17 protein-coding genes are annotated in these 22,473 nt (G+C 69.0%); 5 read left to right on the top strand and 12 right to left on the bottom strand.

From position 1 onward, the window contains the following. Positions 1-59: 59 nt before the first annotated feature. The gene (locus AC3A6F_RS24725; RefSeq protein WP_487686352.1) at positions 60-1,982 is read left to right on the top strand and encodes a sensor domain-containing diguanylate cyclase; all 1,923 of its coding nucleotides are present in this window, start codon (positions 60-62) and stop codon (positions 1,980-1,982) included. A gap of 16 nt (positions 1,983-1,998) precedes the next feature. Here AC3A6F_RS24725 and AC3A6F_RS24720 read toward each other — a convergent pair whose 3' ends face one another. Next, a complete protein-coding gene (locus tag AC3A6F_RS24720) occupies positions 1,999-4,344 on the bottom strand; it encodes a CHASE domain-containing protein (RefSeq protein ID WP_487686351.1) in 2,346 nt (781 codons plus the stop codon). Between the two features lie 137 nt (positions 4,345-4,481). Between AC3A6F_RS24720 and AC3A6F_RS24715 the strand changes: the two genes are divergently transcribed. From AC3A6F_RS24715 to AC3A6F_RS24700, 4 genes are all read left to right on the top strand, one after another. Next, on the top strand, positions 4,482-4,934 hold the full coding sequence (locus tag AC3A6F_RS24715) for a hypothetical protein (RefSeq protein WP_487686349.1): 453 nt from the start codon (positions 4,482-4,484) through the stop codon (positions 4,932-4,934). 87 nt (positions 4,935-5,021) lie between these two features. Next, positions 5,022-5,642, top strand: coding sequence for an LON peptidase substrate-binding domain-containing protein (locus AC3A6F_RS24710; protein WP_487686348.1), 621 nt, complete (start codon positions 5,022-5,024; stop codon positions 5,640-5,642). Between the two features lie 22 nt (positions 5,643-5,664). Then, positions 5,665-6,423 (top strand): hypothetical protein, encoded by a 759-nt coding sequence (locus AC3A6F_RS24705; protein ID WP_487686345.1) that lies wholly within the window; start codon positions 5,665-5,667, stop codon positions 6,421-6,423. 289 nt (positions 6,424-6,712) lie between these two features. After that, entirely contained in the window at positions 6,713-8,281 is a 1,569-nt protein-coding gene (locus tag AC3A6F_RS24700; protein WP_487686342.1) for a DEAD/DEAH box helicase, read from the top strand. Between the two features lie 125 nt (positions 8,282-8,406). Here the strand turns inward: AC3A6F_RS24700 and AC3A6F_RS24695 are convergent, their stop codons facing one another. The 11 genes from AC3A6F_RS24695 to AC3A6F_RS24645 form a co-directional block, all read right to left on the bottom strand. Further along, positions 8,407-9,777, bottom strand: coding sequence for a sensor histidine kinase (locus AC3A6F_RS24695; protein ID WP_487686339.1), 1,371 nt, complete (start codon positions 9,775-9,777; stop codon positions 8,407-8,409). After that, entirely contained in the window at positions 9,764-10,450 is a 687-nt protein-coding gene (locus AC3A6F_RS24690; protein ID WP_487686336.1) for a response regulator transcription factor, read from the bottom strand. Before AC3A6F_RS24690 ends, AC3A6F_RS24695 begins: the two co-directional genes overlap by 14 nt. Before the next feature lie 4 nt (positions 10,451-10,454). Next, the gene (locus AC3A6F_RS24685; RefSeq protein WP_487686334.1) at positions 10,455-11,264 is read right to left on the bottom strand and encodes a MipA/OmpV family protein; all 810 of its coding nucleotides are present in this window, start codon (positions 11,262-11,264) and stop codon (positions 10,455-10,457) included. Positions 11,265-11,532: 268 nt separating this feature from the next. Beyond that, positions 11,533-13,242 carry a response regulator gene (locus tag AC3A6F_RS24680; RefSeq protein WP_487686331.1) on the bottom strand — a complete coding sequence of 570 codons (1,710 nt, stop codon included), beginning with the start codon at positions 13,240-13,242 and terminating at the stop codon, positions 11,533-11,535. A gap of 137 nt (positions 13,243-13,379) precedes the next feature. After that, on the bottom strand, positions 13,380-15,440 hold the full coding sequence (locus tag AC3A6F_RS24675; RefSeq protein WP_487686328.1) for an ArnT family glycosyltransferase: 2,061 nt from the start codon (positions 15,438-15,440) through the stop codon (positions 13,380-13,382). After that, on the bottom strand, positions 15,437-17,572 hold the full coding sequence (locus AC3A6F_RS24670; RefSeq protein WP_487686325.1) for a DUF7024 domain-containing protein: 2,136 nt from the start codon (positions 17,570-17,572) through the stop codon (positions 15,437-15,439). The genes AC3A6F_RS24675 and AC3A6F_RS24670 overlap by 4 nt, the downstream gene beginning before the upstream one ends. Beyond that, complete coding sequence (locus tag AC3A6F_RS24665; protein ID WP_487686322.1) at positions 17,545-18,321, bottom strand: PIG-L deacetylase family protein; 777 nt, start codon at positions 18,319-18,321, stop codon at positions 17,545-17,547. Before AC3A6F_RS24665 ends, AC3A6F_RS24670 begins: the two co-directional genes overlap by 28 nt. After that, positions 18,311-19,165, bottom strand: coding sequence for a GNAT family N-acetyltransferase (locus AC3A6F_RS24660; RefSeq protein ID WP_487686319.1), 855 nt, complete (start codon positions 19,163-19,165; stop codon positions 18,311-18,313). Before AC3A6F_RS24660 ends, AC3A6F_RS24665 begins: the two co-directional genes overlap by 11 nt. Beyond that, complete coding sequence (locus AC3A6F_RS24655; protein ID WP_320476565.1) at positions 19,165-19,539, bottom strand: GtrA family protein; 375 nt, start codon at positions 19,537-19,539, stop codon at positions 19,165-19,167. Before AC3A6F_RS24655 ends, AC3A6F_RS24660 begins: the two co-directional genes overlap by 1 nt. After that, on the bottom strand, positions 19,532-20,500 hold the full coding sequence (locus AC3A6F_RS24650; RefSeq protein WP_487686315.1) for a glycosyltransferase family 2 protein: 969 nt from the start codon (positions 20,498-20,500) through the stop codon (positions 19,532-19,534). Before AC3A6F_RS24650 ends, AC3A6F_RS24655 begins: the two co-directional genes overlap by 8 nt. Then, a complete protein-coding gene (locus AC3A6F_RS24645; RefSeq protein WP_487686312.1) occupies positions 20,497-22,470 on the bottom strand; it encodes a hypothetical protein in 1,974 nt (657 codons plus the stop codon). Before AC3A6F_RS24645 ends, AC3A6F_RS24650 begins: the two co-directional genes overlap by 4 nt. Positions 22,471-22,473 lie beyond the last annotated feature (3 nt).

The following is a 22,473-nucleotide window of genomic DNA, read 5'->3' as shown; positions in this document are numbered from 1 at the left end:
GGCCTCCTTTTCCGCCTGCTGTCCGATTGCCGTCCGGCTCGCGCCGGCCACCGTCTTCCATGCCTCATTCCACATCGTCCTACCCCATCGTGGCCATGTTCGGCGGCTTTTTCCGCCGGCGCGTGCTGCGCCAGCTCGCGCTCTACCTCGCGCTGATGCTGCCCGTCGTCTGGGGCGGCGTGGCGGTGGAGCAGGCGCGCTTCGCCGCCCTGGCCGAGAGCGGCGCCCAGGCCAATGTGCAGAACCTGTCGCGCGCCTTTTCCGAAGAAGTCAAGGCGACCGTCGCCCTGGTCGACCTGTCGCTGGTCCAGCTGCGCGGCACCTGGCGGCGCGACCCCGCCAGCTTCGCGCACAGCGTGGCCGAGCATGCGCGCCACCTGCGGGTGCCGATGCACATCACCGTCACCGATCCCGAGGGCCGCCTGCTGTACACCGACGCCGCGGTCGGCGGCGTCACGGCGCCGCAAGGCCTGGCGCTGGGCGACCTGCGCCAGTTCGCCGTCCACCGCGAGGGCGGCGGCGACCGGCTCTATGTCAGCCGCCCCGAGCGCAACCGTCTCTCGCAGCAGTGGGTGGTGCAGTTTACGCGGCCGATCCGCGCCGCGGACGGCCGCCTGGCCGGCGTGATCGCGGTGGCCATCCGGCCGGACTACTTCCTGCGCTTCTACGACAGCATCGATCTCGGCCCGGACGCGGCGGTCAGCCTGATGCGCCTGGACGCCACCGTGATCGCGCGCAGCTCGCGCGCGGACGGCAACCGCCATATGGGCACGGCGATCCCCGACGCGCCGCAGACGCGCGATGCCGGCGCCAGCGGCGCCTTCCGCAAGGCGAGCCGCCTGGACGGCATCGACCGCTTCTACGCCTGGCGCAAGCTGCCCGAATACGCTCTGGTGGTCACGGTGGGCCAGGCGGTGACGGACGCCGAGGCGCGTTTCGCCCAGCAGCGCGCGGTGATGCGCAGCGCCGGCGTGGTGGTGTCGCTGGTGCTGGCCGTGCTGGGCTGGGCGGCGATCGGCGCCGCCGACCGCCGCCGGCGCGCGCTTAAGGCCCTGGCCGCGGCCGAGGCGCGCTGGAAGCTGGCCCTGAACGCGGCCGGCGACGGGGTCTGGGATTGCGACGTTACGACGGGGATCGCGACACTGTCGCCGAGCGCCCAGCGCATTCTCGACAGCGAGCATCCCACGGTGTCCTGGTTCGGCGGCCAGGGACTGGCCGAACTGGTGCACCCGGACGAGCTGGAAACGGTGCGTGCGGCCCTGCGCGCCCACATCGACGGGCTCACCGCCGACTATGCGATGGAACACCGGCTGCGCACGCGCGACGGGCTCTGGCGCTGGATCGAGGCGCGCGGCACCGTCACCGAACGGGGCGAGCGCGGCGAGCCGCTGCGCATGGTGGGCACCTTCTCGAATATCGACGCGAGGAAGCAAGAAGAGCAGCGCATGCGGCGCATGGCGCACGAGGACGCGCTCACCGGCCTGCCCAACCGCGTGCTGTTGCACGACCGCATGCGCCAGGCCATCCTGGCCGCGGATCGCGAAGGCTACAAGGTCGGCCTGGTCTACTTTGACCTGGATAACTTCAAGCCGGTCAACGACACCCATGGCCACGCGGTGGGCGACCGCCTGCTGCACATGGTGGCGCAACGGGTGCGCGCGGCGCTGCGCGAATCGGACACGCTGGCGCGCGTCGGCGGCGACGAATTCGCGGTGCTGCTGCCGCGCTGCCAGCAACCCCAGGACGCCGAGCGGGTGGCTGCCACCATCCTGGCGCGGCTGGAACAGCCGTTCGACGACGGCGAGCGCACCCTGCGCATCTCGGGCAGCCTCGGTTACGCGCTGTATCCCGACTGCGGCGCCGGCGAGGGCGACGCCGCGGCGGCCGAAGCGCTGCTGCACTGCGCCGACCTGGCGATGTACGACGCCAAGGCGCATGGCCGGAACCGTATCTCGGGAAGTTACCGCACGCGGGTCGGGTAAGACGGTAAAGCGCGCTTCAAGGATGCGCCCCGATATCCGGCTCCGCCAGCGCCGGCAGTACCGGCGCCGTGTGGCGCGGCAGGTAGATGGTCACCGTGGTGCCTGCGCCGGGCGTGCTCTCGAGCCGGATCTGGCCGCCGCTCTGGCGCACGAAGCCGTGCGCCATCGACAGCCCGAGCCCCGTGCCCTTGCCCTCGGGCTTGGTGGTGAAGAAGGGTTCGAAGGCGTGTTCCATCACCTCGGGCGGCATGCCATGGCCGTTGTCGGCGACCGTGATCATGACGTAGTCGCCGGGCGCCGGTTCGCCTTCGAGCTCGCTGGCGCCGGCGGCGACCGTCAGGTTGGCCAGCCGCAGCGCGATGCGCCCGTTGCCGTCCATCGCGTCGCGCGCATTGATCACCAGGTTGAGCAGCACATGTTCGAGCTGGTTCGGATCGACCAGCGTCGGCCACAGATTTGGCACGGCGGTGCGTTCGAGCACGATGTCGTCGCCGGCGGCGCGCTGCAGCAGGCTGTCGCTGCGCTCGAGCAGCTGGGCCACGTCGACCACGCTCGGATGCAGCGGCTGGCGGCGGGCGAAGGCGAGCAGCTGGCCGGCCAGCTTCGATCCGCGGTCCACCGCGTCGAGCACATTGTGCAGGCGCTTGCGGCTGGGCGGGCCTTCGGCGCGCAGCATCAGCTGCACGTTGGCGCTGATGATGTGCAGGATGTTGTTGAAGTCGTGCGCCACGCCGCCGGTGAGCTTGCCGACCGCTTCCAGCTTCTGGGCCCGGGCCAGGGCCTGGCGCGCTTCATCCAGGCGCTGCTGGCGCTGCAGCTCGCGCGCCTCGGCCTCGCGGCGCGGCGTGATGTCGCGCACGAACACGGTGGCGCCGACGCCGTCGCCCTGCGGCAGCAGGGCCACCGCCAGCTCCACCGGCACCTTCTGGCCGCTGGCGTGCAGCACTTCGGTCTCGGTGGGTTCGCCCGCCATGGGGCCGGCGCCGCCACGCGCGAAGGCGTCGAACGTCGCGCGGAACGCGGCCCGCCTTTCTTCCGGCAGCAGCAGCTCGGCCGGGCTGCCGATCGCCTGCGCGGCGTCGAGGCCGAAGATGCGCGTGGCCTGCGCATTCCAGTCGGTGATGCGGCCCTGGCGGTCGATGGCGACGAAGCCGTCGTAGGCGGTCTCGAGGATCGTCTTGAAGCGGCGCTCGTCGGCCGCGATGCGGTCGTGCGATTCGCGCAGCTCGAGCGTCATCGCCTGCGCCAGTTGCAGCGCGCGGCGGCGCGAGCCGGCCAGCAGCCACACCACCAGGCTGACCAGGGCTCCCAGCACGACGCCGGTGGCGGCCACCATCTGCGGGCGGTCGTGATCCAGCGTGGCCTCGAGGCTGGCGCTGGAGGCCATCCGCACGGTCCAAGTGCGGCCGGCCATCTCCATGCGGGTAGCGGTGGAAAAGCGCGGCATGCCGGCGCGGTCGGCGCCGGGCGAGCGGTACAGCAGCGAACTTGGGGTCATGTGGTCGCCGTCATAGATCTCGACATCGAGCTGGGGCGCCGCGATGCCGCCCACGCCGCCCATCAGGTCCTTCATGCGAAACGGCGAATAGATCCAGCCCAGCAGCGCCGCGCGGCGCTGCTCGACCGTGTCGACGTCGCGCCCGCTGCGGTACACCGGCAGGTACATCAAGAAGCCCGCATCGAGGCTGGCGCCGCCTTCCTGCACCAGCACCACCTTGCCGCTCAGCGCGGCCTGGCCGCTGTCGCGCGCCGCCGCCATCGCCGCGCGCCGCACCGGTTCGCTGTACATGTCGTAGCCGAAGGCGCGCAGGTTGCGCGCGTTGAACGGTTCGATGTGCGTGATGGCCGTCTGCGGCTGGCCGCCCTCGGCCGGGTGGACGCGGTAGTTGGGGAAGCCCTCGGCGCGCACCTTGTCCTCGTGCGCGGCGAGCGCGCCCGGCGGGATCAGGGTGGCGACCGCCAGCGCCTCGAGGCCGGGGAAGGACTGGTCCAGGCGCAGCACCTCGTAATACTCGGAGAATTCGGCGCGGCTCAGGTCGACCGAGCCGCGCAGGTAGCCGCGCGCGCCGCGCAGCACCTGCTCGTAGACCAGCAGGCGGCGTCCGATCGCGTAGCCCATGTCGCGGGTGCGGTAGTCGAAGGCTTCATGCAGCTGGGCCTCGGCGTTGCGCTGGGCGCTGGACCAGGCGCTGAAGGTCACCAGCAGGGTGAGCACGAATACCAGCAGCGCCATCAGGAGTGGCGCGTGGCCGGCAACGGAGGCCGACATCGGGGCTGGGGGGCGGTTGGCGGTCTGCTGCATGTCCTTGTGCTTGGCAGCCGGGGCGGCGGGGTTGATCGGAGGGACCGGACTACGTAGCATACGCATCCTTGGATTGACGGGGCGCACGCGACTTTGCGCCTTTGTCAACGGAGTTGGTCAACCGGGCACAAGGATGCTCCTTACTAAATGAAACATTCTAATCTGAAATATCCGCCTTGCAAGAGTGCGAAAGCGGGATGAATTCCACCCTCTCGTCCTTCTTGACGCGCCATTGGCCGCTGACTGCCCTGGCCGGCCTGTGCGGCCTGGCGCTGCTGCTGGGCATGCTGGCCCCCTTGCGCGGCGGCAGCCATGAATTGCTGCTGGCCTTCCCGTCCACGGTGGGGGGAGAGCTGACGCTGCCGTCCGAGATCCGCCTGACGCGCGGCGTGCGCGATGTGCTGCTGCTGCGCAACGACGGCGGGGCGCCGGTGGTGTTCGGCCCGCTCAAGATCGGCCCGGGGCGTGAACTGCGCCTGCCGTTCGGCGAGGCGGGCCTGTATACCTACGCCTGCCCGCCGGTCGCCGGCAAGGTGGTGCGGGTGAGGGTGGTGGACGCGCCCGGCCCCGGCTGGGGCCGACTTCGCTGGCGCCTGGACGACCTGCGCCAGTGGGTGCGCTACCTGCCGTTGATGTCCCCGGACGACTAGCAATCGATGCCGGGAGGCTGCGAATCGGGCCCCGGCCAGCCGCAATCGTACACCCGCGATGGCCCCGATTCTGTCATCATGGGGGCCATGTCGACGATTTCCATGCCACTGTTCCCGCTCAGTACGGTGCTGTTTCCGGACGGGGTGTTGCCGCTGCAGGTGTTCGAGGTGCGCTATCTCGACATGATCAGCCGCTGCATCCTCGAAGGCACCCCGTTCGGCGTGGTGTTGCTGACGCATGGGCAAGAAGTGCGCCGGCCCGATGCCGAGCAGGAGCGCTTCGTGGCCGCCGGCACCATCGCCTCGGTCACCGAAACCACCACCGAGACACCCGGCCTGCTGCAGGTGCTGTGCCGGGGCGGCGCGCGCTTTTCCGTCGTCACCGCCGAGCAGCGCGTCAACGGCCTGTGGATGGCCGAGGCGCAATTGGTCGAGGACGACCTCAGCGTGAACATCCCATCCGAGCTGCAGGGCGCCTCCGACGCGCTCGACCGGATATTGAATTCGCTGCAAGACGTTCCCCAGCACCGCTGGCCGGTGCAGCCGCCCTTCCGGCTCGACGACTGCGGCTGGGTGGCCAACCGCTGGTGCGAGCTGCTGCCGCTGCCGAACCAGCAAAAGCATCATATGCTGATGCTCGACAACCCCGTGATCCGGCTCGAATTGCTGCATGACGTGCTGGATGAACATGGCTTGATTACTTCTTAAGGAAGCAGCGCAGGGGCCCGGCATGAAATTTTCTGACGATCTTCTCATCGGGTATATCAACGGCGAACTCGCCGAACCGGCGCGCGCGGCGGTCGAACGGGCCATGCGCGCCGATCCGGTGCTGGCGGCGCGCATCGCCCACCACCGGGCCGAGCTGCAACTCAAGGGCAATACGCGCAACGGACGCATCGGCGTCTCGGCCAACGGCATTGATGCCAATCATACGCAGCGCAGCGCGCCGCCCTGCGGCGCCAAGGTGGTGCAGCTCAACAGCCTGCGCCCCGGCCGCACGGTGCCGCCGCCGCAGATTGCCTACAGTAACTGGTGCAAGCGTCACTGGGTGGCGGTCGGCGCGGCGCTGCTGGCGGGCGCCGCCGTCGGCGCCTTCGGCTGGCACAGCCTGGCGCAGGCGCCCGGCCTGGCCACGCTCGACCACGTCGATGGCGCCCTGGTGGCGCGCGGGCCGCTGGTGGCGGCGCTGGACGGCCAGCTGGCCAGTCCCGGGCCGTCCGACAATGGGGTGCGCATCGGCGTCACCTTCGTGGCGAAAGACGGCGGCTATTGCCGCAGCTTCGTGGTCGACACCACCGCCGGCCTGGCCTGCCTCAAAAACGGGCGCTGGAGCATCCCGGTGCTGGCCCAGGATGGCGGCGGGGCCGCCTGGGTCGACGGCAGCCAGCCGCCGCCGGTCGTGCGCGAGGCAATCGACGCCCGCATCGCCGGCACCGTGCTCGATCCGGTGGCCGAACGCGCGGCCCAGCAACGTGGCTGGACGCGGTGAGACGGTCGCCGGGTAAACAGGCTTATGCTGCATTGCGGCAGGGATACGTTTTCTTTTGGTAAACTGTGTACAAAAAAGGCCGGCATATACATGGGTGGCGATTTCGGGTATCGTGTCACCCGCTAAAAGTGTCTCTACATCCGCTTTATTCGGCCCGCCGGCCGGCTTGCCGCCGGGTAGTTCCGTCCGCCGGCTTATTCCCGTTCCTCCCTTCGCTGCGCGTCTTCGACCCGCGATGGGGAGAACATGCCCGATCGTAGAGCTGAACGAATGAATGCAACCAAAAACTATGTCTGATTCTCCGAGCAATAACGCGAACAACAACGACGTCGCCGCCGTACCGGACGCCGCGCCAGCCGTGCCGGCCGCCGCCGAGGCTCCCACGGTACGCTTCGCCGACTTTGGCCTGGCGCCGGAAATCCTGCGTGCGCTCTCGGACCAGGGCTACGTCCATCCGACGCCGATCCAGGCCCAGGCGATTCCCGTGGTGCTCGAAGGCCGCGACGTGATGGGCGCGGCCCAGACCGGTACCGGCAAGACCGCCGGCTTCTCGCTGCCGATCCTGCAATTGCTGATGCCGCACGCGAACGCCAGCATGTCGCCGGCGCGCCATCCGGTGCGCGCCCTGGTGCTGGTGCCGACCCGCGAACTGGCGGTGCAGGTGGCCGACAACGTCAAGGCCTATGCCCGCCACACGCCGCTGCGCGCGACCGTGGTGTTCGGCGGCATGGACATGAAGCCGCAGACCGAGATCCTGCGCCGCGGCGTCGAGATCGTGATCGCCACCCCGGGCCGCCTGCTGGACCACATCGAGCAGAAGAACGTCAGCCTGGGCCAGGTGCAGATGCTGGTGATGGACGAAGCCGACCGCATGCTCGACATGGGCTTCCTGCCCGACCTGCAGCGCATCATCAACCTGCTGCCAAAGCAGCGCCAGAACCTGATGTTCTCGGCGACGTTCTCGCCCGAGATCAAGAAGCTGGCCAACACCTTCCTGAACAATCCGCTGACCATCGAAGTCGCGCGCAGCAACGCGACCGCCGAGAAAGTCACGCAGATCGTCTACAAGGTCGACGAGGAAGCCAAGCGCGACGTGGTCGAGCACCTGATCCGCTCGCGCGACATGAAGCAGGTGATCATCTTCTCGAACACCAAGATCGGCGCCTCGCGCCTGTCGACCCACCTCGAGAAGCGCGGCGTCAAGGCGTCGGCGATCCACGGCGACAAGACCCAGCAGGAGCGCATGGCGGCGCTGGACGCGTTCAAGAACGGCAGCGTCGAAGTGCTGGTGGCGACCGACGTCGCCGCGCGCGGTCTCGACATCTCCGACCTGCCGGCCGTGATCAACTACGACCTGCCGTACAACGCCGAAGACTACGTTCACCGCATCGGCCGTACCGGCCGCGCCGGCGCCTCGGGCGACGCGCTGTCGGTGTACTCGGACAAGGACGAGCGCCTGCTGGCCGACATCGAGAAGCTGATCAAGCAGACCATTACACGCGGTACGCTGGAAGGCTTCGTGGCGCCGACCGGCCGCGGCCGTGAGAGTGGTCGCGAGGGTGGTCGTGAGCATGGCGCGCGCGAAGGCGCTCGTGAGGGTGTCCGCGACTACGCTTCGCGCGACGCCGAACGCGGCGCCCGCCGCAGCGATGAACGCGGCGATCGTGGCGGCCCGGCGCGTGCGCCGCGCTCCGGACTCGGTCCGGGCGCGCGCCGCGAGAAGGTCGATCCGTGGTTCCTCAAGCCCTACGAGCCGACCAGCAGCCCACGCAAGGATCTCGACGCGGCGCCGAACACGCCGTCCAAGCCGGCCAAGCAGAAACTGGCCTTCTTGCTGGGTGGCGGACCGAAGGCGTAAGCCTGGCTGCCAGCTTGTAAACGTCGTCCCCGCGCAGGCGGGGACCCAAGTTCTTATGCACTCCACTGAAGCAAACTTTAGTAGCTGCGCTGATTAACTTGGGTCCCCCCCTTCGCGGGGAGTCGTTACTGCCAGTGGCAGTAACGACGTGTTTGGGCTGACAATGTAAAACGCAATCCTGGCTCGGCACGTTCTGCCGCGAGCCGCCAGCCATGAGTCCGCGCCACCTCCTGGCAGATCGACAGCCCCAATCCCGCCCCAAGGTCGCGCCGGTGCGGCCCACGCCAGAAGCGGTCGAACAGCAGCGCCAGCTGCGCCGCCTCGACACCCGGCCCGTGGTCGCGCACGCACAAGCGGTCCTCCGCGATCTCCACGCTCACACGCGAGCCGGCCGGCGCATGCTCGATCGCATTCTCCAGCAGGTTTTTCATCAGCGTGAACAGCGCGCCGCGGTCGGCCTGCCATTCCAGCCCATCGTCCATGGCGGACACCGCCAGCGTCACGTCGGCCGCCTCGGCCATGCGCTGCAGGTAGCCGATCGCCTCGTCGGCGACCTCTCTCACCCTGACTGTGCCGAATACGTAGTTGGTCGCCTCGCTGGCCTCGGCCAGCAGCAGCAGTTGCTGCACCTGGCGCGACATATAAGCGACGTCTTTCAACAGGGCGGCGCGGTCATCTTCGCCATCGACCCCCAGCTCCACCTGGGCCCGGATCATCGCCAGCGGCGTCTTCAGTTCGTGCGCCGCGTTGCCCAGGAATTCCTGCTGCGCGCGGTAGGCCTGCTCGAGGCGTTCGAGCGCCCGGTTGAAGCTGTCGACCAGCGGCGCGATCTCGCTTGGTACCGCGTCGGTGCGCAGGCGCGCGTGCATCGAGCGTAGCGAGATGCCGGCCGCCGACCCCGATACGTCCTGCAGCGGCTTCAAGGTGTAGCGCAAGGTGATCCAGGTGCACAGGCCGAAGGCGACCAGCAGCACCAGGGTGAACAGGGCGATGCCGTAGGCCACCAGCGGCAGGGCGACCCGGTGCAGCAGGTACATCATGCGGCTGCTGGCGGCCACCTGCAGGTACAGGCCATCGCGCCCTTCGAGCGCGAGCGGCTCGCTGGCGCCAAAGAAGGTCACGCCGTCGCGGGTGAACTCGAAGCGTGTGCGCCCCGCGCTTGCCGGCAGCACGCCGGCGGGCCAGAAGCGCGGGCCCGCCTCGGACAGCAGGGCCACATTGCCGGTGCGGTCGACGACGCGGTAGGCGACTTCGCGCCCCAGGCTGTCGAAGGCCCATTTGATGGCATGATGCGCGTCGGTCCCGAGGCGCAGCCTGCCGTCCCGCTCGACGTACACCTTGGCAGACAGGTCTTGCGCCATGTCCGCCAGGTCGGTCCGGGCCAGCACATTGGTCTGCAGGACGAAGGCCGCGACCAGCACCACCAGCATGACGCTGAGCAGCGTGCCGGCGACGAAGGCCATGACGATTTTCAGGCGGATGCTATTGAGCCGCATCGTCCGCGCGCAGCACGTAGCCGACGCCCCTCAAGTTGACGATGCGCTGGCGCGAGCCGATCGCCGCAAGCTTGCGGCGCAGGCGATGCAGGGCGACGTCGAGCGCATTCGGGGTGACGGCGTCGTTCAGCCCCCAGGCCGCCGCTTCCAGCGCGCCACGCCGCACCGTGGTCTCGTGCTTGCGCAGCAGGAGCAGCATGATCTGCATCTCGGCCGGCGCCAGGGTGATGCGCTCGGCGCCGCAGCACAGCAGGTCGGCATCCGGCTGCAGCGCCAGGTCGCCACGGGCGTGGTCGAGCGGCCGGAATTCCTGTGGACGGCGCAGCAGTGCGCGCACCCGCGCCACCATCTCGTCCATGGCGAAGGGCTTGGCGAGATAGTCGTCGGCGCCAGCCTCGAGGCCCTGGACGCGGTCGTGCAGCGCTTCGCGCGCCGTCAGCACCAGGCAGGGGATGCCCATGCCGGCCGCGCGCATCCGGCCCAGCAGGGCCAGGCCGTCGCCGTCGGGCAGTCCGCGGTCGAGGATCAGGGCCTGGTAGGATATCTGCTGGAGCGCCGCCCAGGCGCCGTCGATGCGGGTGGCCACGTCGACGGCGATGCCGGCCGCCGCCAGGCCCTTGGCGATCAGCTGGGCCAGGCGCTCGTGGTCTTCGATCAGGAGGATGCGGCTCATCGGCTCACCTGAAGCGGTACAGGTAGCCGACCAGCACCCGGTTCTCGGTCGAGCGGTCGACCAGCGGGCTGTCCTTGATCCCGTCGGCCAGGCGCGACACCTCGAGGTCGACCAGGATGGAATGGCGGCGGTCGAACATATACATCGCGCGCAGTCCCAGTTCGGCGTTCACGCCCGACTCGCCACGATAGGCGGCGCGGCCGGCGCGCGCCTCGTCGGCCCGCACGCCGTAGTAATAGTCGACGTATTTGTCGTCCTGCCAGCTCGCAGCCACGCGCGGCGTGATCGTCACGCGCTCGCCGATATGCCATGTCTTCTCCACGCCGAGATTGAACCGCTTGCCCTTGCTGTTGCCGGAAGCGTCGCCCAGCGCTTCGGCGCTGACGTCGACCCACCGGCTCTTCCATTCGATTCTAGCACCGGCCCAGACGCCGCTTTTCCGTTCGCGCATGCCGGCCAGGATCGGGGTGTCGTCGATGTCGTCGTCGTCGTAGCCGCTACCGTCGTAGCGCACCACCAGGTCGAGGTTCAGGGTGTGCGCAGGCGCCGGGTCGAGGCTGAGCAGCTTGAAGCCCACTTGTGGGCCGGCGATCGAGAGCCAGCGGTTCTCGTACTGGACGAAGGGCAGCGCCAGGTACTCGCGGTCGATGCCGGCATAGGCCTTGTCGAACGCGATGGCGCCGACGCCCAGCGCCCAGGAAGAGGCGGGGGCGGCGTCGCCCGCCTGGGCCAGGGCCGGCAGCGTGCAGAGCATGGCGGCGAGCAGCGGGACCTGCGCCAGGCGGCGCTGGAAGTAGGGGACGGAGAGTGGCATGGAAGCGCTTTCGGGTTGTCGAAAAGCGCCATGCTCGGCCCGGTCGCCTTACTCGACACTTACCAGACACTGAGGTGACGACATCGGCACGACATCGCTCCGGTAAGTATCCGGAAAGGCGGACTGGCGGATAGTCCGGGTCAAAGGAGAAACGACGATGAACACATCCCGCAAGATGGCGCTGGTCGCCGTGACCGCGCTCCTCGGCGCCGCGCTGGCCGGTGCCCTGGCGTCGGCCCCGATCGAGGTCAGCGATGCAGCCGGCGATTCAGGCAGCCCGCTTGAGCGCGGCCCCGACCCGGTCCAGCAAGTCCTGGTGCTGGTAGGGCTTGGACAGCACGTCGAGCGTGCCGCTGGGCTTGCCGCGGCCGGGCAGTTCGTCCATATAGCCGGTGGTGACCAGCACCGGCAGGCCGGGGCGCCTGGCGTGCACACGCTCGATCAGTTCCAGCCCGTTCATTCCGCCCGGCATGATCACGTCGGTGAACAGCAGGTCGGCCTGCTCGCCGCTTTCCAGCAGGCCGAGCGCGCGCTCGCCGCTGGGAGCCGACAGCACCTCGTAGCCGCCCATTTCGAGCATGCTTTCGGCCAGTTCGCGCACGTCGTCGTTGTCCTCGACCACCAGGATGCGGCAGCGCCGTTGCTGCGGTTCGGCAGGCGTGCCGCCGCGCCGTTCGGCCTGCGAAGCATCGTCGCTGGCGCCCTGTTCGGCGACCCGGAACACCATGCGCACCATGGTGCCCCGGCCCGGCTCGCTTTCGATGTCGAGCTTGCCGTGCGATTGCTGAACGAAGCCGTGCACCATCGCCAGGCCCAGGCCGGTTCCCGGCCCCTTGGTGGTGAAGAACGGTTCGGTGGCGCGGCGCCTGACCTCGGGCGTCATGCCTTCGCCCTCGTCGAGCACGCAGATGCAGATGTAGCTGCCGGGACTCAGCCCCAGCAGGCGGCGGCGCTCCTCGCCCAGCACGGCAGTGCCGACGGTGACGGCGCCGCCGTCCGGCATCGCGTCGCGCGCGTTGAGCACCACGTTCAGGAGCGCCATCTCGAGATAGGTCGGGTCGATCGTGCTGGCCGGCAGGCCGGGCTTGAGGTCGAGCCGCAGGTCGATCTTGTCGCCCAGGGTGCGCACCAGCATGTCGGAAAACTCGACCACCACGCTGTTCAGGCTCAGGCGCTTCGGCTCCAGGCGCTGCTTGCGCGCGAAGGTCAGTAGCTGCTGGGTCAGCTTGCCGGCCTGCATGGTGGCGCGCTGGGCGCGTCGGATCGGCTCGGACGCCTTGTGCTGCGCTCCGGTGCCCAGCAGGGCGACTTCGAGGTTGCCGTTGATAACTTGCAGCAGGTTGTTGAAATCGTGGGCCATGCCGGCCGAGAGCTGGCCGATGGCTTCCATTTTCTGCGCCTGCAGCCAGGATTCCTGGTTGTTGCGGCGTTCGGTGATGTCCATCTGCGAGGCGAAGAAGTACAGCAGCTTGCCGTCCTGGTCGAAGATGGGGCCGAAGAACAGGGCGTTCCAGAACGGCGTTCCGTCGGCCTTGTAGTTGAGCAGGTCGACCGCCACCGCGCGCTCTTCTTCCACCGCGCGGCGCAGTTCGGCCACGGTGGTGCGGTCGGTATCCGGTCCCTGCAGCAAGCGGCAGTTGCGGCCCAAGAGCTCGTCTTCGCGATAGCCGGTCAGGTCGGTGAAGGCGCCGTTGGCGAACACGATCGGATTGTCGTCCTGGCGCGGATCGGTGATCAGCATCGGCATGCGGGTCATCTCGACCGCAGCGAAGAAGATATTGCCGCGCTCGTCCAGTCCACCGTGCTCGATGTAGCCGGACTGCCAGTGATGCACGCCGGGAGTGTCCTCGGGCGGGCCCATCGGGTGGACCGAGTTGCCCTCCACCTCGGCGTTCGCCGGCACGCCGCGGCTCTGGCCGCCGCCCTGCACGTCGAGCGCTTTCTTGAGTGAATCGTCCTTTGGCGGTCCGAGTACCATGAGGGTGTCCTAGCGAGTTGCGCTGCCGTTCTGGCAGTGGGGCCGGATGTCAGCCCTTCTGATTCAACTCTAGCGCCCGCATCCGGCGTGTTCTGTGCGAGCGCCCACACAATGGCCCGGCTGGTGGCCCGGCGACGTCAGCGCGCGCCGGTCAGGACAAGTTCCTCGATGCCGATGCCGAGATAGCGCGTATCGCCCCCCTGTCCCGCAGGAACGGGAGAGACGGGGCGTGGCACGACGATGGTGAGCGTGCGGGTGTTGCCATCGGTATCAAAATGGAGAGCGACTGTCTGCACCCCGTTACCCACCCGGAACTCCTGGCTGGCGCCGCCCACTTCCATCCTGAACGGCAGCGTGGCGTTGACGTCGAAGGCGCGTGCTCGCAGCATGATGCCGACCCGGGGCGGCAGTGGCTGGGCAAACTGCAGGGTGACTGTCTTCCCGTCCGACCAGCGACCCCATGGCTCGATCCCGGACAGGCCCGTGATCTCACTGATGAGTGCTGGATCGGGCGGCGCCGATAGCACGAAGCGGGCCAGTACCGGCTCCGGATCGGGCAGGCGAACCAGCGCGAAATCGGGTTCCCGGTGCACGACATTCGCGTTCGCCGGCAGTGGGTGATTGCCGATCACCAGCAACCATTTCTGGTCGAGCGGCATTTGATATGGCTCGATCGGGAAATGCCCGTCCATCTGCATCGGGCGCGAATCCGGATGGTCGATGTGGAATTGCGCGCGCATCAGTTGCTGCGGGTCGACGCATACCACGGTGATCTGGCCACGCTCGGCCGCCGGCACGGTGTTGCGCGCGAGCAGGCCAGCCCGGTCGCCCACGGTGGTTGGCCGGTATTCGGCCTGGAACAGGGCAATGCTTTGCTGCGCCACCAGCAGGGACAGGGGCAGTACGGTCAGCAGGAATAGCCGTGGCGCATTCCAGCGTCCGACCGCCCAGAGCAGCAGCAAGATCAGCTGCAAGGCGTAGATCGCCTGTCCGCTTCGCAGCAAGGGGTTCACGGAAGCGATGTCCGGGCCATCGACGAGGTAGATGACATAGGTCGGCAATTTGTACCAGGCGATGCCCAGCACCGCCGCCACCAGCGCCGCAACGAGCCAGCGCAGCCATGGCAAACGATTCTCACGGTCGTGCATGACGGCGGCCGCCACGATCCACAGCAGCGGGAAGGTGAAGCTGTAATAGCGCAGATGCAGGCGCAGGCCTTCGTTGTTGCCGGCATAGGCCACGGTGCCTGCATACACGGCCGTCATGCCGGCGGCGGCGCCCAGCATCAGCAGCACGTAGACCAGCAAGGGATTCGCGGGCGCGCCGCGGGCGCGCAGGGCGGAACTGCACAAGCCGTGCAGCAGCACCGCAAGCGGCAGCGCAAGCAGTACGGCAAGCGCCATCAGGTGGCCGCGGCCGCTGATCCAGGCCGGTCCCACCAGCTGCGCCAGGCGGTCGACCAGGCTGCCGCCGCCGGCGGCATTGCCATAGAACGGCCCAAGAAGACTCAGGCCGGCATCGCCGGCCAGCACGAAGCCGAGCGCAAATTTGACGCAGAGCGCCACCACACCGGCGATGACTGCGGCGCCAAGGCCACGCCCCAGCCAGGCGCCGCCCGCATGCCAACTGGCATACACCAGGTACAAGCACAGGGAAGGCAACAGGAATAGTGCGTGCACCTTGACCAGGCTCATCGCGCCGAGCACCGCCCCACCGGCCAGTGCCAGCAAGGGTAGCGGGCGGTCGGCATGCGCCAGCATGACCCAGCTCAGGACGCAGAAGCCGAAGTAATAGACCGCCTCCGGCATGAAGAACATTGTGTACAAGTTCAGCGGCGCCAGCATGGACAGCACGGCGATGGCGGCGGCCCAGCCACGGCCCGTGAAGCGGCGTGCGGTCAGGTACAGGAAGGGCGCAGCGGCCGTATAGAAGAGCAGGTTGATGCCACGCGCGCACTCGAGGAAGCCGTCGCCGCAAGCAGTGGTGGCGCCGAACAGCCATAGATAGAGATAGGAGGGCACGATGGCCTCGGCCAGTGGCGTGAGGCGCGCCATCTTGCTGTAGTACCACTCGTCGGCGAAGATCACCGGATGCAGGCCGAAGTTGCGCCAGGCCAGCCAGGCGGCAGCAATGGCCAGCAGCAGACCGAAGGCGATGCGTACGCGCGGATGTCGAAGGTCGGGAGTATTCAAAGTCATTGGTTGGAATCGGTGGATGTCGTCATGTCGTCCGGGGCGGCGCCGATCGCGATCTCGGCGATGCCGATGCCGAGCAGGCGGTCGTCCGCCCATTGGCCGAGCGAACTCGGCGCGGTGGGGCGCGGCACCTCGATCGTCAGGCTGCGCTGTGCTCCGTCGGTCTCGAAACGCAGCGTCACCTCCTGCTCGCTGCCGCCCAGGCGGAAGCTCGATTGTGCGTCGCCTACCTGCATCGTGAACGGGAGGGTGGTGTTGTCGGCATAGGCCAGGCCGGTCAGCAGCACGACCAGCCGTTTGGGCAGCGGCCGGTCGAAGTGCAGGACCACCTGGCCGGCGTCCGACCAGCGGCCCCACGGTTCCGGCTTGGACAGCCCTTCGGCGCGCTCCAGCAACTGGCCCGGGCCGATGGGGCCGGACAGGCGGGCGCTGGCGACCGGCTGGAAACCGCCCGCCAGCCTCACGAGGCTGAATCCATCGCCTTGCAACACCGGCGCCAGGCCATCGGGCAGGGCATGTTCGCCCATTACCAGCAGCCAGCGCCGGCGCGCGGGCAGGTGGTAGGGTTCGATCGGCGCGCCCTCGGCCAGCACCAGCATCCCGCTATCCTTGTCGTCGATATGGAGCTGGGCGCGCATCACATCCATCACGCTGTCGGACGCCACCGTGATCAGCTTGCGCTCGTCGCGCGGCACGTGGTCGCGCGCGGCGATGCCGCCACGGTCCGCTGGCCAGCCGGCCCGCAGCCGGTCGAAGTAGTGCGAGGTGGCGTGGATGCCCAGCGCCAGCATCGCCGGCAGCGCCAGGAACAGGAATAGCGGCGCCGCCAGGCGGCTGCCGGCGGCCCAGGCGCCGAGCACCAGCAGGTCGAGTGCGACGATGGCCCAGCCGGTCCAGCGGGCGACGCCGATGGCCGCCAGTTCAGGCCCGTCGATGTCGGTGATGACGTACAGCGGCAGCAGCAATTTCGCGGCGACGACGGCGCTGCCCACCAGCAGCGCGGCCACCAGCCGCAGGCGCCGCTCGGTGCCCAGCACCGCGTGCGCATCGACGGCGGCCGCGGCCAGGATGAACAGCAGCGGGAAGGTGAAGCTGTAGTAGCGCAGGTGCAGCCGCAGCACTTCGAGCGGCGTGATGCCCGCCAGCGAGGCGGTGAACATCACGGTGACGCCGGCGGTCGCCCCCACCGTCAGGAGGGTGTACAGGGCGAGGCGGGCGAGCGCGGGCGGCAGCGCCTGGCGCGTACGGCGGCCGATCGCGAGCAGCAGCAGGATCGCCATCGGCAGCGGCAGCAGCAGCGCCAGCGCCATCAGGTGGCCGCGGCCGTTGATAAAGGCGGCCGAGGCCAGCGTGGCCAGCGGCTTGCCGGCGTTGGCGCTGGCGGTGTGTCCGTAGAAGCTGCCGAGGATGCCGAGCGCCGGCTCGCCGGCCAGCAGGTAGCCGAGCCCCAGCTTGACCGCGAATGCGGTGCCGACGGCCAGCAGCGTGCCGGCCAGGCCAGCGCGCAGCCAGCGCGTGCGCGGCGCCTGCAGCCAGCCGGCGCCGATCAGGAACAGGGACACGGCCGGCAGCAGGAACAGCGCATGCACTTTCACCAGGCTCATCATCCCCAGCACCAGGCCGGCGCTCGCCGCCAGCGCCGCCGAGCGCCAGTGCACGCGCGTCAGCAGCACCCAGCTCAGTACCGCGAAGCCGAAGTAATACGCGGTCTCGGGCATGAACATCGCGCTGAACAGGTTGAACGGCGCGAGCAGGCACATCAGTGTGACGACGGCCGCCAGCGCCGGGCGCATGACCCGGCAGGCGACCAGGTACAGGAAGGGGGCGGCGCCCACCAGCAGCAGCGCGTTGCCGATGCGGACGCAGTCGAGGAAACCGGTCCCGCAACTGCTGGTGAAGCCGAACAGCCACAGGTACAGGTAGGACGGCACGATCGCTTCGCCCAGCGGCATCAGGCGCGCCATCTTGCTGTAGTACCACTCGTCGGCGAAGATCCCCGGGTAGAGCCCGAGGCTGCGCTGCAGCAGCCAGGCAAACACGATGCACAGCGCCAGCGCCAGCAGCGGGCCGGCATGGCGGTCCAGTGCCGGCCTGGCGGGCGCGGCGCTCATGCGGAAGGGGATGCGGAGCGCCATGCGGCGAGGGCGGCCTGCATGCGCTGCCACGTGAAGAACTTGCGTTTCTCGTAGTAGAGCGGGCCGGCGTGCGGGCGCTGTTCGAGCCGCGCCAGCGACACCGGCTGCAGCTGCTCGGCGCCGCGCACCAGGTAGTGCAGGACGACGAAGGGGAACAGCCCGATCCAGGTGGTGCGCTGCGATGGATACGACAGGCAGAGGCGCAGGTGGCGCAGGCGCGCGCCCCAGGCGATCGGCAGGCGTGACACCGGGCCGTTCTCGGGCAGCGGCGCGAACACGCGGAACAGCGGCCCGGGCAGGCCGTTGGCCTGGTATAGCGTGAATTGCCAGGTGCGTTCCAGCAGGCCGCGCTGGGCCGCCAGCTGCACCGTCAGGGCATGCAGGGCGTCGTGGTCATGGTGGCCGCCTTCCCAGGCGGTCACGTGGATCGATTCGATCGGGAAGAAGCCGTCCAGCCAGGCGCCGATCCAGTCGGCCGCGGCCTCCAGGTGCAGCGGCAGGCGGGCGTCGCCGATCCCCAGTTCGGCGCCGGCGAAGCGCACCTCGTGGGCGTCGACGCCGAGCCGCGCCAGCACCGCCAGCGATTCGGCGTTGCGGGTGGCCGCGCTGGCGCTGGCGGTCTGGCCGTCGGTGAGGTAGGCGCAAGCCACGCGCCGGCCCTGGCGGCGCAGGCTGGCGATGCGTTCGTACACCCCGAACTCGTCGTCCTGGTGGGCGAACAGGAACAGGGCGACAGGTTCAATAGGCATCGAAGTCGAGGAAACTGAACTGGAGCCGGCTCGGATCGAGCGCGCTCACACGCGGGACGAAGGAACGGTAGATCAGGTTCAGCGGCGACGGACGCAGACGCCGCGGGATGCTCGGGTAGTTCCAGTAGCTGCTGTTCGCGTCCGGCGCCAGGCCCAGGTACAGGCGCAGCGGCGACAGCGGGGCCGACGCGTCAACACCGGTGTCGGCGCCGGCGACCGCCGGCAGTTCGGCATACGCCGGCAGCTTCAGGCCGAAGGCGGGGGCGTAGAACTGCTCGCGCTCGCCGCTGGTCTTGCGCGCCACCGGGTTGTGCGGATTGGCGCAGCGCCAGGCCAGCGCCTGCGGGCTCCAGCTGCGCTCGAACGACAGCTGCGCGGCCGGCGCCTTGGGGCCGTGGGCCAGCTTGCCCAGGCCGACGCGCGCTTCCAGCGGGCGCGCCAGCTGGAAGCCCAGCTTGCGCACGAAGCCGGGGGTGCTGTTGGCATTGGCCACGCCGTACACGCCGTCGAAGCCGGCGGCGGCGCCGGCCTCGAAGGTGGCCGCGGCCAGCCTGGTGAACAGGCCCTTGCCCTGGTAGTCGGGATGGGTCGCGGTGTTCAGCGACAGCAGCACCGGCACCTCGCGGCCCTCGACCCAGGCGCGCGCCGGGATGCACACGTAGTGGGCCGCCAGGCGTTCGCCGTCCCAGGCGTCCATGCCGACCGCCGGGCCGTCGGGATTGGCCGCGTACAGCCAGGTCAGGTAGGCGGGCGTGAACTTGCCGGCGCCGGGGAAGCAGGCGTCGAACAGGGCGCCGTACAGGGTGAGGGTGGCCGGGTCGTGCTGAACGGGAGCGATGCGCATCACTTGAAGATCCAGTAGCGGCTGAGCAGGTATCCGTTCACCGCCACCAGCGGCAGCGACAGGATCTTCCCGGCCAGCGGGTTATCGGCAAGGGACACCGCCAGCGCGACGCAGGCGATGGTGACGACGTAGTTCAAGCCTACCACGCACAGGTAGCGCGCGAAGCTGCTTTTCGAGGCGGCCTGTTCGAAGGTCACGCGGCTGTGGAAGGCGTAGTTGACCAGCAGGCCGGCCACGAAGCCGGCGCTGGCGGCGGCCGTGTGGTGGGCGCCGCTGTCGATCAGGAGCTGCATCAGGCCGATGTCGACCCCGGCGCACAACAGGCCGCCGACCAGGAAGACGCCGAACTGGCGCAGGCGTGCGGGCTCAATCATCGAAGCGGCGCCGGAACAGCGTCTTCTTGTGCAGCACGCGGCGCGGCACCGACGCGATGTCGTAGTTCAGGAAGGCCAGGATCAGCTGCACGCCCATGATCACCGGCAGCGCCGCCAGCATCACGGTGCCGGCCGGGGTCTCGACGTCGCTGCGCGCCGACGCGATCCAGTGGCTCAGGCCATACACGGCGCCGAAGGCGGTGAGCAGCACGCCGGCCGGCAGCTCGATCGAGGCCACCGACAGGTTGCGCAGGTAGTAGCTGTAGAACAGGCGCTTGAAGAAGTTGCGCACGTTCTTTGCGGCGAACTCGGTGATCACCTTCGATACCTTGAGGTTGCTGACCTCGTCGCCATAGACGGCGTCCATCGGCACGTCGACCGCCACCGCGCCCAGGGTGTTCAGGCGGAACAGCATGTCGCTCTCGAAGAAGTAGCGCTTGCTGATTTTGTCGAAGGGCAGGTAGCGGGCGGCGTCGGCGTGGATCGCGGTATAGCCGTTGGTCGGATCGAACAGGTCCCAGTAGCCCGACGACAGCTTGGTCATGAACGACAGCATGGCGTTGCCGAACAGGCGCACCGGCGGCATGGCGCCCAGGCGTTCCAGGTTGAAGAAGCGGTTGCCCTTGGTGTAGTCGGCTTCGCCGGCCAGGATCGGCGCCACGAACATCGGGATCAGCGACGCGTCCATCTGGCCGTCGCCGTCGATCTTGACGATCACCGCCGCGCCGTCGGCGATCGCGGCGCGGTAGCCGGTCATCACGGCGCCGCCCACGCCCTGGTTCTCGGCGTGTTCGAGCACGGTCACGCGCGGGTCGCGGCAATGCTCGCGCACGTAGGCGCCGCTGCTGTCCGGGCATTTGTCGTCGACCACGTAGATGCGGGTGACTTCCGGCCCGACGCCGGCGATCACGCCGAGGATGTGGCGCGTCACGCGATAGCTGGGGATGACGACGGCGATCATGGTTGTGTTTTCCCTGGTTGTTGTTCTTGTGCTGGTTTTGCCACTTGCGGCGCCACCGGTTGGCGCACGCTCGCCTGGCGCAGGAAGAAGGCGAGCAGGCGACCGTCGCTTGGCCCCGGGGAGCTTGGCGCGGCGTGTTCGAGTTCGATGACGAGGTCGCGTGCGCGGGCGGCCGACGGCAGCGCCAGCGGGCCTTCGCGGTCGAGCGCATGCCAGCCCAGGTCATGGCCGTTGACGGTCACCCGCGTCTCGCGGTTCGGCGTGTGGTAGTTGCCGGTCAGGAGCAGGCTCTCGGCCGGCGCGCCGTCGATGCGCAGCACGATGCGCGAGCGATCGCCGGTCGACCACACGCCGCTCCAGAACGGACCGTTCTGTTCCAGCCCGCTCCAGCCAGAATCGAGCCGCAGGGCATCGCCGGCGCGGAACGCGTCGATCGCGAAATCATGCTGGGCAAAGCCGCCGTGCACGCAGCGCAATTGCCCGTCGAGGTAGCGCCAGCCGCGCGAGCTGCGCGTGACCGGCAAATCGGGCGCGAACACCATGTCGCGCCCGCACAGTCCTTCTTCGGCACGCGGATTGGCGTCGTTGACCAGGGTCTTGACCACGGCGCCGTCGCGATAGGCGTAGACCAGGTCGGGACGGATGTAGTCGTCGTGGTGGCCGGCGCGCTCGGCGAAGATCTCGGGCTCGGGATGATAATACTGCGGCGCGACCTTCAGGACCACGCGCGCCAGTGGGCTGAAGGTGACGTAGTGATAGCTGGCGGCATGCGCCATCGCCAGCGCCTGGCACAGGACCACGCCCAGCACCAGCGTGCGCGGCCAGCGCGGCAGGTCGCGCAACAGCACCAGCAGCACGAACAGCAGCGGCATCGCGGCCCAGAAGGCGTAGCGCATCACGCCGGTGGCGTCCGAGTTCCAGTTATTGATGGCCAGCGCCGGCAGCGCCAGCGCCAGCGTGAACAACAGGGCCAGGCCCAGCGCCGCGCGCCAGCGCGATCCCGCGCGTGGGAGCCACAGCAGCAGGCCGGCCAGCAGCGCCGGCACGCCGACGATCATGCCCTGGTTCAGGTCGAAGAAGAAGGACAGCAGGCGCACCATGCCGATGTGTTCCGGGTCGGAATACAGGCGGGCGATGATGTTCGGGGTGCCGAACTGATATAGATTGAACAGCGGCGGCAGTCCGATCATGAGCACGCCGGCGGCCAGCGCCAGGATCGTGCGCAGCGTGAGCTGGCGGCGCAGGTTGCCCAGGGCGCCGAGCGCCGGCTGCCAGTCGAGCGTCATGCGCAGCAGCGGGGCGAAGGCGAAGAAGAACACGATGGTCGGGTTCTGCTGGCCCGCCAGGCCGGCCAGCACGGCGCCGGCCACAGGCGCGCCGCTGCAGAACAGCAGCAGCGCTGCCAGCAGGCCGGCCGCGCTCACGCATTCGGGGCTGGTCCAGTTCCAGTACAGGGCGCCGCCGCACACCATGAACAGCGCCAGGCCGGCCCAGGCCTTGCGGTCCGAACCGAAGAAGCGGCGCAGCGCCAGGCCGAGCACGAAGATCACGGCCAGGTTGACCGCCTGGTAGGCCTTGAACGGCGGCACGCCAATGGCCTCGAACAGCTTGAAGGCCGGCGCCGCCAGCAGCGAATAGCCGAAGAAATGGACCGGGTAGACATCGCCGCCGCGGCCGCGCACGAAGGCGGCGTACAGCTTCTCGTCGCCGGCGCGCAGCCCGCTCTCGATGCGGTTCAGGGGTTCGTCGAGCAGGCCCGGGACCAGCGCGCGCACGCGCGCGATGTCTTCCAGGCGCACGTCCGGCGTGCCGCGCTCGGCCAGGGCCACGGTGGCCAGCGTGTACTCGACCACGTCGCCGCCGAAGCGCGGCTTGAACACGGCCAGCATGGCCACCAGCACCACGGCCAGCAGCAGCGGGAAGCGCCAGGCGGCGTGCGGGGAGAGGGGAGCGTGGTTCGCAGCGCGCATGAT

The sequence above is a fragment of the Massilia sp. Soil_C_3 genome (assembly GCF_057657035.1).
This window is presented reverse-complemented; position numbering and strand designations above follow the sequence as displayed.

Coding starts and splice junctions, on each gene's coding strand:
- AC3A6F_RS24725 (WP_487686352.1), top strand. CDS start 60: ATGCCTCATTCCACATCGTCCTACCCCATCGTGGCCATGTTCGGCGGC.
- AC3A6F_RS24720 (WP_487686351.1), bottom strand. CDS start 4,344: ATGCTACGTAGTCCGGTCCCTCCGATCAACCCCGCCGCCCCGGCTGCC.
- AC3A6F_RS24715 (WP_487686349.1), top strand. CDS start 4,482: ATGAATTCCACCCTCTCGTCCTTCTTGACGCGCCATTGGCCGCTGACT.
- AC3A6F_RS24710 (WP_487686348.1), top strand. CDS start 5,022: ATGTCGACGATTTCCATGCCACTGTTCCCGCTCAGTACGGTGCTGTTT.
- AC3A6F_RS24705 (WP_487686345.1), top strand. CDS start 5,665: ATGAAATTTTCTGACGATCTTCTCATCGGGTATATCAACGGCGAACTC.
- AC3A6F_RS24700 (WP_487686342.1), top strand. CDS start 6,713: ATGTCTGATTCTCCGAGCAATAACGCGAACAACAACGACGTCGCCGCC.
- AC3A6F_RS24695 (WP_487686339.1), bottom strand. CDS start 9,777: ATGCGGCTCAATAGCATCCGCCTGAAAATCGTCATGGCCTTCGTCGCC.
- AC3A6F_RS24690 (WP_487686336.1), bottom strand. CDS start 10,450: ATGAGCCGCATCCTCCTGATCGAAGACCACGAGCGCCTGGCCCAGCTG.
- AC3A6F_RS24685 (WP_487686334.1), bottom strand. CDS start 11,264: ATGCCACTCTCCGTCCCCTACTTCCAGCGCCGCCTGGCGCAGGTCCCG.
- AC3A6F_RS24680 (WP_487686331.1), bottom strand. CDS start 13,242: ATGGTACTCGGACCGCCAAAGGACGATTCACTCAAGAAAGCGCTCGAC.
- AC3A6F_RS24675 (WP_487686328.1), bottom strand. CDS start 15,440: ATGACTTTGAATACTCCCGACCTTCGACATCCGCGCGTACGCATCGCC.
- AC3A6F_RS24670 (WP_487686325.1), bottom strand. CDS start 17,572: ATGGCGCTCCGCATCCCCTTCCGCATGAGCGCCGCGCCCGCCAGGCCG.
- AC3A6F_RS24665 (WP_487686322.1), bottom strand. CDS start 18,321: ATGCCTATTGAACCTGTCGCCCTGTTCCTGTTCGCCCACCAGGACGAC.
- AC3A6F_RS24660 (WP_487686319.1), bottom strand. CDS start 19,165: ATGCGCATCGCTCCCGTTCAGCACGACCCGGCCACCCTCACCCTGTAC.
- AC3A6F_RS24655 (WP_320476565.1), bottom strand. CDS start 19,539: ATGATTGAGCCCGCACGCCTGCGCCAGTTCGGCGTCTTCCTGGTCGGC.
- AC3A6F_RS24650 (WP_487686315.1), bottom strand. CDS start 20,500: ATGATCGCCGTCGTCATCCCCAGCTATCGCGTGACGCGCCACATCCTC.
- AC3A6F_RS24645 (WP_487686312.1), bottom strand. CDS start 22,470: ATGCGCGCTGCGAACCACGCTCCCCTCTCCCCGCACGCCGCCTGGCGC.